Below are 14086 nucleotides of genomic sequence, written 5' to 3' on the forward strand. Positions count from 1 at the left end.
AACAGCAACAATTGAACAATAGTCCGCAATAATTGACATAAATGCCGTTATTTCGTTGTTTAGCCGCACATTACTGTTAATAATCTTTGTTAATTGTGAACTATTTTTTAACATCAAAGCTGCTTTCTGTACTTTGTCGGAGTCACTCCAACAGTTTTCTTGAACTGTCTCATAAAGTGCTCCTCATTGTCATAGCCGCACATGGCTGCCACCTGTGATACGGTACAGCCAGTCTCGCTGAGTATCTCCTTGGCTTTTTCGATCTTTCCGCTGATAACATCGGCTATGCAGGACACACCGAATGTCTCGCGGTAAAGGTGCTGGAAATAGGATCTCGACATATTTACATACGCTGCCATTGTATCAACGTTCCATTTCATCTGAGGATTGCGGTATATTTTTTCTCTCAGCTCTATGAGCAGCCCGTAATGAGGCTCGGAAGTCTGCACAGTCATATCTCTGTGAACTCCCGCATCGCTTATCTTTACGAGCAGTATCCTCATGAGACTGTCAAGCATTTTCAGCCTTCTTGCACCGATAGAATAATACTCCTCGGAAATATTCCGCATAAGTCCGCATATGAACTCTGTATCCGCAAACCTTACAGGACGGTCAAAGTCAAGTTCAAGAGAGTCCAGAAAATCTTTCTCGTCTCCTGCCTCAAAGCATATCCAGTCACATACCACAGCACATTCATCTGCCGAACATTCCAGAGTGCGCTCACCGCTGCACAGAAGAAGTGTATTTGCAGGAAGGTGCATATCCGCTCCGTCAATAACTACACGGCTTCTGCTCCTAATGAGCATGAGCATATACTCACCGTCAGCCTGCTTTTTCATCACAGTTCCGCTTTTATATATGGAGTTCCAGCCTGTACAGCGTATATTCACATTATCACTTCCCGTCAGCGATGAACCGCCATTCAATATCCTTCCAGTAGTCGCCTGCGTAATCTATGCCCACACGGGGCGCAGTCCTTATCTCGGGTCTGTATCCGTCGTCCTCGAACCATATCTCTTCATTGCCTTTGAGCAGCACACCGTTGAAGCTGCCGTCTATTTGCATTTTTTTGGTAAGCTTTGCAGGTCCGTCAAAACGCTCCCCTGCACGGAGAAGTACGCCCTGCGGCTGGTCCTTTTCGCCTGTTATGACATTCATGAGCCAGTGCATACCGTAGCAGAGATACACATAAATGACACCGCTCTCACCGTACAGCAGCTCGGTACGCTTTGTTCGCCCCTTTGCCGCATGGCAGCCCTTGTCCTCTTCGCCGCGGTAAGCCTCCATCTCAGCGATACGCTCTCGGAGCTCAGTGCCGTCGGGAAGTCTGTGAACCAGTATCTTCCCCACAAGGTCGGGAGCTACATCAAGTGCATCACGGTGGAAAAACTCCGCATCAAGTCTCTTGTTCATGCTCATACCCTCAGACTCTGTTCAAGCTCTGCGTCGGGCTTAACAAATGCGGTCTTGTAGTTGGTGAATATTACCTTTCCGGGCTTAGCTCCGGCAGGCTTCTTAACGAACTTGGCAAGACAGTAGTCAACGGGAACAAGTCCCGAATTTCTGCCGCTGCTGTTTACTGCCGCTATTATGGCAGCCTCCTCAATGGTCTTGTCTGGGGGAGTTGCTCCGTCAGTGAGTATAAGCACATGAGAGCCCGTAATAAGCTGTGTATGCAGCCATATGTCGGACTTTTCCGCAAATTTCAGACTGAGCTGGTCATTCTGCTTGTTGTTGCGTCCCACAAGTATGGTAAAACCATCGCTGGACTTGTATTCCACAGGCGGCAGAGCCTTTGGCGGCTTGGCTTTTCCGCCTGCATAGCGGACATAGCCCTGCTCACGCAGCTCAAGTCGAAGCTGTATGATATCGTTTTCAGAGGTCGCTCTTGTAAGCGAGTCGAACACGCTTTCAAGGTACTGAAGCTCTTCCTCGCCCTTTTGTATCTGCACTGCCAGCTTTTCCTCGGCAGTAACTGATTTCTTGTATTCGTTGTAGTAATGCTGAGCATTCTGTGCAGGAGTTTTCCTCACATCAAGCTCTATGGTCATCTGCGGACAGCTCTCATCGTAGAAATTCTCCACAGTTGCACTGCTGTCGCCTTTTTGAATACGATACATATTAGCCGAGATAAGGTCGCCGCAGAGCTTTGCGTGTTCTTTGTCAGCGCAGGCGTCGAGTTCCTCACGCTGGGCAGCGATACGCCTTGAAGTACGGTCAGTCAAATTCATCAGCAGCTTGAAAAGATCATTTGCGCGCTGTTTTGTACGCGCTGCCCTGTCGCGCTCGGAGTAGAAATAGTCCAGCAGCTCCGAGGCTGTGGGTATTTCCTTTGTGTACATAAGCGTTCCGAACTGTGAAAGGCGGATAAACGAGAAATCCTTCAGCTGTCCTTCCTTGTCGCTTGCCACCGAGAAGCAGCACTCGCCGTTCTCAAGCTGTCCCTTTGTACGCTTTATGACGAAAAGAAGCCTGTCAAGTTGGTCGCCGTCTATGGTATCGCTTTCGAGATGCGCTCCCCTGCCTGCAAAGAATGCCCACTCACGGGCGAGTATAGGCGATATGCCCTCGAATATGCGGATAAGAGCCTTTGAAAGCTCCTTTGGCTCGGTACTCCGCAGCCGCGAAACTATCTCCTCGGGCTCGGCTGTAAGGAAATTCAACCTGTCATCACGGGGCGGCATAGTGTACTTCATTCCCGGAAGCACAAGTCTCTCACGGGACATATCCTCGTCAACTCGCTTGATACTGTCGATGACCTTGCCCTCATGGCTGATGATGACAAGGTTTGAACAGCGTCCCATGATCTCGCAGGCAAGCGTCACTGTGACTACATCGCCAAGCTCGTTGACGCACTCGAAGTCAAAAAAGAGTATTCTTTCCAGTCCGTCCTGCCTGATATCAATGAGCTTACCGCTGCCGAGACGCTTCCTAAGAAGCATACAGAACATTGGCGGAGTCTGGGGATTATCCACAGTATTTTCAGTTATATGCACCCTCGCACTTCCTGCATTTGAGGAAATATACAGCTTTTTGCTGCCGCTTCTGGTACGTATGGAAATTATGACCTCCTCACGGGAGGGCTGATGTATCTTTTCGACTCTTCCGCCGATAAGTGGCAAAAGTTCGTTTCTGACTGCATATAAGAAAGCTCCGTCAAGAGCCATAAGATCATTCCTTTGCTATTTTTTATGTGCAGTTCCACTGCTTTCAACTGACTCAGCTATGAGCGTTGATAGTGTTATGTAAATTCAGCAGCATTTATTGCGAGTCATAATCTATCAGATATTGCGATAGACAAGCAACTCGAAATCTGCTTTTGTTGTTAATTGGTTTATCTGTGACAGCCTTTCCTGCTGCTCACGTCCTGTCCTGTAGTAATAGGGAGTCATGGAAAACAGTGCGTTTATATCCTCCTGACTGTCAAGATGCATCTCATAGGTCACACGCTTACGGCTCACAAGCTCGAATCCTTCAAGCTCATAGGGCTTGACTTCGTTTTTATACGGCGTATCATATATAGCCTGTTTAAGCTCCCAAAGATGCTCCTCTGAGGGTATAGCCATTATCATTATGCCGCCTTTTCTGAGGACTCTCTGAAACTCCTCGCCGCAGTACGGCGCAAATAATGTTACCAGCATATCGCATGAGCTGTCTGCGACAGGTATGTGAAAAACGCTTGCGACTGCAAGTTCTGCCGACTTGATGCGCTTTGAACAGTACTCGACCGCGGTTTTTGAGATATCAATACCGCAAATCAACGGTTCAACGCCCTTATCTTTCAGCTTATCAATTATTGCTGCTGTGTAATAGCCCTCACCGCAGCCTGCATCAATTATGACCGAGCCTTTGAGGTTATCACATACAGCTTCACACAGTGCATCACAAAGTGGCGAATAGTATCCCTTATTCAGAAAATCTCGCCTCGCCTGCACCATGAGCTTATTGTCACCGTGGACTGTCTTACCCATATGCTTCGAGAGCAGCAGATTTACATAGCCGCTCCTTGCCCTGTCAAAGCTGTGTCCCTTATCGCATACGTAGGAATTTCTCGAAAAATCAAGCTTTTTTCCGCACACGGGACATATGAATATACTCATATTCTCACCTCAGACGTACTCGCAGGGGTCCACAGAAGCTGCTGCGATCTCAATATCGAGCTGTGGGAATTTTTCCTCCAGTACGCGGCGGAGCTCCCATAAAACGATATTTTCCGTGTGGAAGTGACCGCAGTCAAGGACTGCTATATTACTGTTGTTTGCGTCTATCCATACGTCGTGCTTCACATCACCTGTTATCAGGGCATCGCAGCCCTTTTCCAAAGCTTCTCCCAGCATAGAGCCGCCCGAACCCGAGCAAAAAGCAATACGCTTTATTTCACCGGTTCTTTTGCTGAGACGAACGAACTCACAGCCGAATACCTCCTTACACACTTCTGCGAGCTGCTTTGCAGATACTTCCTGTTCAAGAGTTATTATCCAGCCGAGACTGTTCTCGCCGCCAAGCTCCTCAAAGAGCTCAGGATCGCCAACAGTTCCGAATTTCTCACTGAGCTTGCTCAGTATAACGCCATTAGTACCGCCCTTTGCTATGTCAAGATTGGTATGCATACAGATAGCCGCTATCTCACGCTCGATAAGCCTGAACACGGGATCATTCCGAGTTATTCTCTTTCGTGGCTCAAATATAACGGGGTGGTGAGAGATTACGAGCTCAGCCCCCTTCTCAAAGGCTTCATCTATTACCTTGTTGGTAATATCAAGGGAAAGCATTACCTTGCTGCACTTCATATCGTAATTTTCCACCAGAAGCCCCGAATTGTCCCATTTTTCCTGCAAACCGAAGGGGTAAAGGCTGTTGAGGAAACTGTATATATCCGATATCTCGGTAATGTCAGCTCCGCCTTCCATTTTTTGCGCCAGAGCCGCATAATGTTGACTGCCGTTTTTATCGCCTGCATTTTTCAGCGAAGCACTTATCTTTTCAAGCCTCGCCTTTTCGCGGCTGCGGTATTTCTTTCCCATCTCATCGTTATCGTCAAAAAAGCCGTACAAAGCATCGCTCTCCGTAAGCTGCTTCCAGTCAGCTGACCTTTCCGCAGTTATAATAACATATATCTTATCCTTATCCTCTACGGCATATTCCCCTGTTATCTCATACTGATATTCATAGAGCTTTTTGCGAAGAAGCTCTACTTTTGTCATTGGCTGTAGTATAAATCTGACATTTTCAGGCTTATCTGCTGTGGAATTACCGATTATCTCAGCGATAGTCTCGCCGCCCATGCCTGCAATAATGATATCGGACACACCGTTAAGGTCAACATTGTCAAGTCCGTCGGAGAGCACAAGCTCAACGCTGTCCTTTACTCCGTACTTTTCTACAGTATTACGCGCAGCTTCAAGCGGTCCTTCCTTAACATCGGAAGCGATGACCTTGCTGCACTTTCCGCTCTTTACCAGTTCAGCCGCGAGGTATGCGTGGTCTGTACCGACATCTACGGCGATGCCCTCGCCGCTGACAAGCTCTGCAATTTTTTTCAGTCTGTTATCAAGCATTTCTGCACCTCATAAACTCAAAAATAGCGCACTGCACGGCAGTACGCATAAACAAAACCAAGCACAGCCGTTTCCGACTGTGCTTTCGGTCTTATCAATTATGCTTCGTTCATCTTTGCAAAGCACTCGCTGCAATAAACAGCTCTTCCTTCCTTTGGCTCAAAAGGAACTTTTGCTTCGCCGCCGCATGAAGCGCAAGTTGCTGTGTACATAACGCGCTCAGCCTTGCCTGCGTTCTTTCTTGCATCACGACATGATTTGCATCTCTGTGGCTCATTTACGAAGCCTTTCTCTGCGTAAAATTCCTGTTCACCTGCGGAGAAAATAAACTCCTGACCGCACTCTTTGCAAACTAATGTCTTGTCTTCGTACATCTTAAATACCTCGCTTAATTATTTCTTCGACCACGGTTGGACTTCCACCCACATCTTTGTAAAACAACGCTCTCTGGCTTGAGCTACACGGTCATATTCAATTTATGTCGTGCATGACAGCACGTATCTTTTTTCTTGCACGCTGCATGGCATTGTCAACAGCTTTTTCGGTAATACCGAGCTTTTCAGCTGCACTCTTATAGCTTAATCCCTGTACGCACAGAGTAAGAACATTAAGCTCTGTCAATGACAGCACCGAGCAGATGTTTTTCCAGAGCTCAGAAAAAAATTCTTTATAAAAATAGATACTTTCTGGAGTTTCATCAACAGACAGTACATCTGCTGCCTCATCGTCATCGATACGCTCTGCAAAAGATGTATTCTTCACCGATCTTTTTGAAAGAGTCCTCATGCGATTAACGATGCATACCTCAGCAAATGTGCAGAACTTTACTCCCTTTTTAGGATCAAATGCCTCGATAGCTTTAAGGAGACTCAGCATACCTTCCTGATGCAGGTCATCGCTGTCAGTTTCGGCAGTAGCATATATCTCCGATTTAATAAAAATAAGTCTGGAATAGCGTGATATAAGGACAGCTGCTGCTGTTTTATCGGTCTTTCCAAGAACGGCAAGTTCCTCATCAGGTTTGCTGTTCAGTTCGTTTAAATTGAAATCCAAATCAAGCAAGATATCCACCCAACAATCTGCATTTTCCATACAAGTGTATTATTGCCGACTCCCCTCGGATCGCTCCGAAGGGAGATCGGTAATTCGTCATATTAGTTCTCAGGATCCTTAGCAGCTTCCTCTTCAGCAGCCTTTAAAAGCTCTGCCATATCAAAGTTGAAGCTTGCGCTCTTGTTGCCCTGTGCAGGCTTGTTCTGCTGCTGGTTCTGAGCAGGTGCCTGTGCAGGCTTATTATTGTTATTATTATTGTTATTGAAGTTATTATTGTTATTCTTGTTGTTATTATCCTTATTGAAACCGCCTACGTTAGCGAATGGATCGCTCTTCTTATCGCCTGTCTTAGCAGAAGGGAGATCTGAAAGGTCAGCTCTCGGAGCCTTTGAAGGTGAGAATTCAGCCTTTGGAGCTTCTGCCTTCTTTATAGTATTCTCGTCAGACTTTGCAGTATCAACAGTCTTGCGAGCTTCACCGATAAGGTTCTGAGCCTCGCCCATTCTGCTTGTGCACTGACCTGTAAGGTTATTGAGTACAGACTTGATATCAGCAAACTTGCTGTTTACGCTCTCAATCTCTGTAAGGAGCATCTCGCGTACAGTCTTGGACATTGAATTTACCTTATCAGCGTGTGCATTAGCCTCATTTATAGTATTTCTTGCCTGATCGTTAGCTTCCTTGATGCAAGTCTCAGCAGCAGCATTTGCAACTGCAACAGCCTTTTCAGCCTCGATATTTGCATCATCAAGTATCTGAGCAGCCTTGTCATTAGCTTCCTTAGTAACGTTCTCAGCGTCGATCTTAGCCTGATTCTGGATCTGGTTAACGTTCTTCTGAGCTTCTGCGAACATTGCGCCCATCATAGCGATAGGATTGCTTCCCTCTTCCTTGAGCTTAGCGATCTCGTCATTGAGAGACTTGATCTCAGCGTCCTTCTTATCAAGGTCAGCAAGCTTTCCGTTTTTCTCTGAAAGCTCCTTGTTCTTAGCATTGATATCCTCAGAGAGCTTAGTGATCTCCTGCTTGAGCTTAGCTATCTCACCGTCAGCAGCAGCACCTGTTGCAGCAGCTGCACCTGTAGAAGCAGCCTTCTGCTCTGCAGCCTTGAGACGATTTCTGAGATCTTCTATTTCCTTCTTAGCAGCTTCAAGTGCAGCTGTTGTCTGTGCATTAGCCTGTGAAGCGTTTCCGCCTGCTGCAGCCTTCTGCTCAGCAGCCTTGAGCTGTCCCTTAAGTGTTTCTATTTCCTTCTTAGCAGCCTCGAGAGCAGCAACAGATGCCTGTCCGCCGCCGGCAGCCTTGAGTTCAGCTATAGTTTTCTGAAGTTCTTCGTTTTCTCTTTTAGCGGTTCTGAGAGCATTGTTGGAGGTATTGAGCTTCTCCTGAAGGTTCTCGACCTGAGATAAAGCCTTTTTCAGCTCGTCAGAATTGGTTGCAGGTCCATTCTCCTTTAAAGCTTTATTTTCTTCCTCAAGGGCAACTATCTTTGAATTGAGTTCGTCAAGATATGTGATAACGTCCTCTTTCACAAAGCCTTTTTGACCTATTTTGGTTTCTCTTAATACTGTTGGTGTTGGTTCGCTCATGGTACACTCCATTCCCCTCGTTAAGAACGAGGTTAAAAATTTAAGGAACAAAAACCCGCACTCTGACACAGTGAAGCTCTTCTCATTGGTGATATTGCATATAAATAAGCCTTCACAGTATAAGAATACAGGTTCTGCCGATTTATGCCTTACATAAATTATAACATATTGCCTATATTATTTCAACTATTGAAATGTAGAAATTTTGGATTGATTTTAGTGCACTTTACTATAAAAAGCACTCAAAATATACCATCTGTACATTTTACAGTCATTCTTTTTAACTTTAACGGTAATAAATATATATTTATTTACAATTAAAAAATATAAAATGATAAAGAAATACAATTTTGACATAAAATTAGGCTTCCGCCCTGAAAATGACATATAATTTCAGAGCAGAAGCCTGTTACGCACTATGCTTTTACAGCAAATAATGACAGATAAGCGCAAGAATTGCTCCACTCAAAACATAGCAAATCAAGAATATCAGTATCTTTTTCTTTTCAGCACCGCGCTTTTCAAGTTCTTTTGCCTTTTCAATATCGTCAAGCGACTCGCCTTTCATAAAAGCTATTACCTCACGATATGTCTGAACATCGTTGTCCTTCTTGATCTGCTCCATTTTATGGAATGTCATAAATATGGCTGCCGTCAGTGCTCCTGCTAAGAAAAGTCCAATAAGCCGCCCGATCTCACCTCCCCAGTCAACAAGCAGCGTCACACCGAACATCAGCACGAGCATTTCAAAAAGTGCCAGATATTCAAGCTTTTTCAGCATCTTTCCGTCGTTCTTTGTAATAGTCTCTTTCATGGTATCAACATCTCCTTTGATAAGCTCATCGAGCGAAACGCCGAAGATATCTGCAAGTATAATGAGGCTGCGGACATCGGGATAGCACTTGTCGGTCTCCCAGTTGGATACAGTCTGACGGCTGACATACGCGCGTTCTGCCAGCATCTCCTGTGACCAGCCTTTTTCGTTCCTCAGCTTTTTTATTCTCTCATGCAGTTCCATAACATTTCACTCCTTTCGCAAGGGTACTCCCCTTGTCCGAACTCATCATAGCATTATGCGTGATACATATCAACCAAATCTGCTTTGCAGGAGCATTTTTTCTCTGCAAAATCTGTTTGACATGGCTATATATCGAAGTATTCACTATCTGCACTCAAATGCAGTGAAAAAAATTATTAAAAGATGGTCAAAGAATATCCGTCTTTATTACGAAGTTTTTACAATATATTTAAAATACAAGTATGTTTATTGAATTACTGTCCTATCGGTGATATAATTAGGTCAAACAAGATAATAAGCCAATAAAGGCTGAAAGGTAGTAATAATAATGAAAGCTTTTATAAAATCATTTATAGCCGTACTATTTACTGTAACAATGTGTGTATTCGGAAGCACGAACGCTTATGCATGGGCGAATAACGACTATTCGTTTATTATAGAGTACAAAAACGCTCCCGAAGGGACAGTTTTTGCGGACATACTGTTTAAAAATACAGAGGGTGACATATACGGCATCGGCAAAGACGGTGAAAGTCCATGTTCAAGTGTGAATATAAAATATTCCGAAGAAGAGACAAATGAAGGATATGTTGGCTACAACACCAGGAATATCAATGTTAAAGAACGTACTATAGAGCTTGATAAGGACTGCGGACTTGCAAAATATGACGACGGCTATACCAGCCTTATGTTTAGAAGAGCTCTTGCAACGGAATACACGACTTCCGATGGAGAATACAGACCTGTAACCATATTGCTCGGCACAAAAAAAGCCAAGAACACCGAGATAAGCAGCTATTACGGCAGCTTGAAAGTAGCATACTGCGACGAAAAAGGAAATGTGCTTATGGTCACGGAAGCGTATGAGCCCGAGATAACAGACGAGCCTGTCAACTATTATGTAAAGGCTGACGGTCAGTCTCTTAAATGCACCCTCGACCACGGAATAAATGTAGGCAAGGGAATTTCAGCTGTATTGATCGGCAGTGTAGTGATAAAAGCCCTGTTTTTAGTCATAGTAGGAGCTATCATATTGATAGTAGTACTGCATGACAGGAAACGCAGGAACGATCAGTATCCAGACAGATGATATAACGAACAAAAAAGCGGTCCGAATGGACCGCCTATATTTTTATTAGTTGCCAAGCATCTTGAAGATATCGTCAAGATCATAATCCTGACTTGAAGAAGGCTGTGCAGGTCTCTGCTGTGGAGCACCATAGCCAAAGCCGTCAATAAGAGGATTGTCGATAGGAATTATCTCCTCCTCAGGAGCTTCCTCGATAGGAGCATCAGCAACAGGAGCTGTATCATCATCGAAGCCTGCTGCGATAACTGTAATAGTCATCTCATCCTGCATATCTTCCTTGAATGCTGTACCGAAGATGAACTCAACACCCTCAGCAGCTGTATCTGTGATCATCTTTGTAGCTGCATCAACATCAGATGAAAGGATATCTTCTGACATTGCGATATTGATAAGGAGTCTCTTAGCACCCGAGATAGATGTTTCGAGAAGCGGGCTGGAGATAACTGCGTTTGCTGCATCTCTTGCCTTGTCCTTGCCTGTACCGTGACCGATAGCCATGTGAGCATAACCAGCGTCCTTCATGATAGTAGAAACGTCTGCGAAGTCGAGGTTGATGTAACCTTCCTCAACGATAAGATCAGAGATGCTCTTTACACCTGTCTTGAGAACGTCATCTGAAAGAGCGAAGCTCTGCATCATTGTAAGAGGCTTGTCAAGACCTACGAGAAGTCTCTCGTTAGGGATAACGATAAGAGAATCAACATACTTTCTAAGTTCTGCGATACCTCTTTCAGCCTGTGCCATTTTCTGCTCTCTCTCAAAGAGGAAAGGCTTTGTAACAACAGCAACTGTAAGGATATCCATTTCCTTAGCGATCTTAGCAACAACAGGAGCAGCACCTGTACCTGTTCCGCCGCCCATACCTGCTGTGATGAAGATCATATCAGCACCCTTGAGGTGTGTCTCGATCTCATCGCGGTTCTCTTCAGCACTGCGCTGACCGATCTCAGGCTTATTACCTGCGCCTCTGCCCTTTGTGAGCTTAGCACCGATCGGTATTCTTGTAGTAGCCTTTGACTTGTTGAGAGCCTTTGCATCTGTATTGATAGCGATATATTCTATATTATTAACGCCCGAATCTACCATGCAGTTTACAGCGTTTCCGCCGCCGCCGCCTACACCTATGACCTTTATATTAACATCGGGTTCGAGTGTTTCCTCATAATTGAAATCTGACATTTGAACTCCTCCTACTATTTATTATCCTTATAAATCATCAAATTTATATATTAACCTATAAATACACTTTATATTTTAGCATACTGAGTCTTTTTTTTCAAGAGTAAATAAAACATTTTTAAATTTCTGCGAATTTAACAATAACGAGCAGCATATTTTCAGCATTTTGTACATTTTTATTTCTTACCACTGCTGTGTTGCACCGTCATAATTGCCGTAATCTCCGCTGTTATCACTGTATCCGCCACCATTATCGTAGCCGTTATCGTTCTGCCACTGACTCCCGTCATCATAGCCGCTGTTGTAGTCGTAACCGTTATCCGTCCACTGGTTCTGTGCCTCTGTTTCGGGCTCAGGCTGAGTCGGTGCAGTTGTACTGTTTATGCGGTCAAAGTCGGCTTCCTGTTCGGGATTTCGTTCACCACTTCCTATTTCGTCTATAGGATTGCCGTATTCGTCTGTTTTAGGCTGTGTTGTCGGCTCTATGATACCGGGTGTGGAAGCAGGAGAATCGCTTGTTCTGAAGCTGCACTGATTTGAGCCTATCATTGTAAGATAGCCTTTTTTACCCTTTACGGTATCGTCGTTCATTACGTTCTTGGCAAGATTGAGCTTGTATTCAACATCGTTCCAGTTGCCCATTTTGAATATCATATCGTTCTTATACTGAACGATTATGGAATGTTCATCGCTCATATCAACTATGGATATATTGTCATCGCCCATTGATACCATTGTTTTTATAAGCTCGTGGAACGCCTCATTCTTATGCTCATTCTCCGAAGCAACAGGCTTTCCGGGAGTCAGCTGTGACGGCTCGAGTCCGCTTATCACAGGGAGCCCCTCCGTGATAAAATCGTTGCTGGCAAGTATCTTGCCCTTTTTGCTTACAATGAGCACTCCGCCTTCGTATTGTACATTGAATGCAGGGATACACCTTGTTACCGTTATCTCCAGTGATGAAGGAAAGTCTCTTTTCACCTTTGCAGTCTCAACATAAAGAAGCTCATCAAGTATCCTCTGCTCACTCTTTTTCAGATCGAGTCTGAGAAGATTATCTCCCTCTTTTATGCCTGATGCCACAACTATCTCCTCAGCGGAATACATATCGGATTCTCCCGAAACACGAATTTCGCTGATATTGAAAAGGAAAGTGTAGCTTATGGTTATTCCTGCGGTTATTGCCAGCAGAAGTCCAACAAGTCCGTAAACATTCATCATTCTTTTTCGCCGTCTGATACGTTTACGGCTGTTCTTTCTCTCGACACTTGTTTTCTCGACGTCTTTCATACTTTCTCCAGACTTTCCGCCTCAGACCCGACGCATATCTCCGCCGAGAAGTCTTACGGCTTCTTCAATTTTTTCATATCCTCTGTCGATATGACAGATCCGACTTATCTCGGAAGTCCCCATACCGCAAAGTGCAGCTATTATCATCGCTGCTCCTCCCCGAAGGTCGGTAGCCTGCACATTTGCACCGCGAAGCTTTTCAACTCCCTTTACAACTGCGACTTTGCCAAGCACCTGTATATCTGCTCCCATTTTTATAAGAGCATCTGTGTGACGATAGCGGCAGTCGAAGATATTCTCCTCGAAAATACTCGTTCCGTCAGCAACAGCAAGCGCAGCCATGAGTACAGCCTGTGCATCTGTAGGAAATCCGGGATGAGGCATAGTCCTTATCCTTTCCTTTACAGCGCGCAGGCGTGAACCGCTGCGCAGGTATATTTTATTTTCTGATGTATAAATGCTGCACCCCGTCTGTTCAAGCACCGAGAGGAACGGCTCTGTTTCGGGGACGCAGGCATTTGTAAGTATAAGCTCGCCATGTGTGGCTGCGACCATTGAAAGGTATGTCGCCGCAGCTATCCTGTCGGGCATTATTGTATATTCACAGCCGTGAAGCTGTTTTTTTCCTTTGATTATGATCCTGCTCTCGCCGTCGCCCTTTATGTCGGCTCCGCAGCTTCTCAGAAATCCGCAGAGATCACATATCTCAGGCTCACGGGCAGCATTGTTTATCACTGTTTCACCGTCAGCAGTAACTGCGCAAAGGATAATATTTTCCGTTGCCCCCACCGAAGGAAAAGCAAGCGATATCTTTGCACCCTTTGCTCTGCCGCCTACAGCCTTGCAGATTATGCTGCCGCCGCTTTCGGCAATATCGACACCCATTTTTTTAAGTGCCGCAAGGTGCATATCAATTGGGCGCGGACCAAGCTCACAGCCGCCCGGGACGCTTACAACACATTCCCCCGCTCTGCCAAGCATAGCACCCATGAAAATTATGGAAGAGCGCATCTCGCGCATAAGCTCCTCGGATATATGAGTCTTATCTACCACCTGCGAATTGATCACAGCCGTGTTATCCGAGAATGTACACCGACAGCCCACACAGTTCAGTATCCTTGAAGCTGCATACACATCGGTAAGCTTAGGACAGCTGTGCAGCGTACACTCGCCGCAGCAAAGCAGTGCAGCCGCCATTATGGGCAGTGAACTGTTTTTGCTTCCCTGCAGGGCAAGCTCTCCGCGCAGGCTTTTGCCGCCCGTTATTATGAATTTCTGCATTATACCACCTCACAGCATTTTCTGTATT

At 45.3% G+C, this 14086-nt stretch carries 13 protein-coding genes; 1 reads left to right on the forward strand and 12 read right to left on the reverse strand.

The features are described 5' to 3' along the window. Positions 1-113 precede the first annotated feature (113 nt). From BLW60_RS02295 to BLW60_RS02335, 9 genes are all read right to left on the reverse strand, one after another. Positions 114-926 carry a helix-turn-helix domain-containing protein gene (locus tag BLW60_RS02295; RefSeq protein WP_242872811.1) on the reverse strand — a complete coding sequence of 271 codons (813 nt, stop codon included), beginning with the start codon at positions 924-926 and terminating at the stop codon, positions 114-116. Beyond that, a complete protein-coding gene (locus BLW60_RS02300; RefSeq protein ID WP_347496353.1) occupies positions 895-1419 on the reverse strand; it encodes a DNA-3-methyladenine glycosylase in 525 nt (174 codons plus the stop codon). The genes BLW60_RS02295 and BLW60_RS02300 overlap by 32 nt, the downstream gene beginning before the upstream one ends. Further along, entirely contained in the window at positions 1416-3167 is a 1752-nt protein-coding gene (locus tag BLW60_RS02305) for an Rqc2 family fibronectin-binding protein (RefSeq protein WP_074714275.1), read from the reverse strand. The genes BLW60_RS02300 and BLW60_RS02305 overlap by 4 nt, the downstream gene beginning before the upstream one ends. A gap of 114 nt (positions 3168-3281) precedes the next feature. Further along, complete coding sequence (locus BLW60_RS02310; RefSeq protein ID WP_074714276.1) at positions 3282-4100, reverse strand: putative RNA methyltransferase; 819 nt, start codon at positions 4098-4100, stop codon at positions 3282-3284. A gap of 9 nt (positions 4101-4109) precedes the next feature. Next, on the reverse strand, positions 4110-5558 hold the full coding sequence (locus BLW60_RS16155; RefSeq protein ID WP_081348079.1) for a Nif3-like dinuclear metal center hexameric protein: 1449 nt from the start codon (positions 5556-5558) through the stop codon (positions 4110-4112). 98 nt (positions 5559-5656) lie between these two features. After that, complete coding sequence (locus tag BLW60_RS02320) at positions 5657-5932, reverse strand: zinc-ribbon domain containing protein (protein WP_028518435.1); 276 nt, start codon at positions 5930-5932, stop codon at positions 5657-5659. 97 nt (positions 5933-6029) lie between these two features. Beyond that, a complete protein-coding gene (locus tag BLW60_RS02325; RefSeq protein ID WP_242872812.1) occupies positions 6030-6611 on the reverse strand; it encodes a sigma-70 family RNA polymerase sigma factor in 582 nt (193 codons plus the stop codon). A 101-nt stretch (positions 6612-6712) separates the two neighbouring features. After that, positions 6713-8200 carry a coiled-coil domain-containing protein gene (locus BLW60_RS02330; RefSeq protein ID WP_074714277.1) on the reverse strand — a complete coding sequence of 496 codons (1488 nt, stop codon included), beginning with the start codon at positions 8198-8200 and terminating at the stop codon, positions 6713-6715. 424 nt (positions 8201-8624) lie between these two features. Further along, entirely contained in the window at positions 8625-9218 is a 594-nt protein-coding gene (locus BLW60_RS02335) for a helix-turn-helix domain-containing protein (protein WP_074714278.1), read from the reverse strand. A gap of 328 nt (positions 9219-9546) precedes the next feature. On the opposite strand from BLW60_RS02335, the gene BLW60_RS02340 reads away from it, so the two are divergent. Next, a complete protein-coding gene (locus tag BLW60_RS02340) occupies positions 9547-10308 on the forward strand; it encodes a hypothetical protein (RefSeq protein ID WP_074714279.1) in 762 nt (253 codons plus the stop codon). 45 nt (positions 10309-10353) lie between these two features. Here BLW60_RS02340 and ftsZ read toward each other — a convergent pair whose 3' ends face one another. From ftsZ to murA, 3 genes are all read right to left on the reverse strand, one after another. Further along, the gene (gene ftsZ / locus BLW60_RS02345; RefSeq protein ID WP_074714280.1) at positions 10354-11487 is read right to left on the reverse strand and encodes a cell division protein FtsZ; all 1134 of its coding nucleotides are present in this window, start codon (positions 11485-11487) and stop codon (positions 10354-10356) included. A gap of 183 nt (positions 11488-11670) precedes the next feature. Then, positions 11671-12777, reverse strand: coding sequence for a cell division protein FtsQ/DivIB (locus tag BLW60_RS02350; RefSeq protein ID WP_074714281.1), 1107 nt, complete (start codon positions 12775-12777; stop codon positions 11671-11673). A gap of 21 nt (positions 12778-12798) precedes the next feature. Next, a complete protein-coding gene (murA, locus tag BLW60_RS02355; protein ID WP_074714282.1) occupies positions 12799-14058 on the reverse strand; it encodes a UDP-N-acetylglucosamine 1-carboxyvinyltransferase in 1260 nt (419 codons plus the stop codon). Between the last annotated feature and the right edge of the window lie 28 nt (positions 14059-14086).

It is taken from the genome of Ruminococcus flavefaciens, assembly GCF_900108555.1.
Classification (GTDB): Bacteria; Bacillota; Clostridia; order Oscillospirales; family Ruminococcaceae; genus Ruminococcus; species Ruminococcus flavefaciens_P.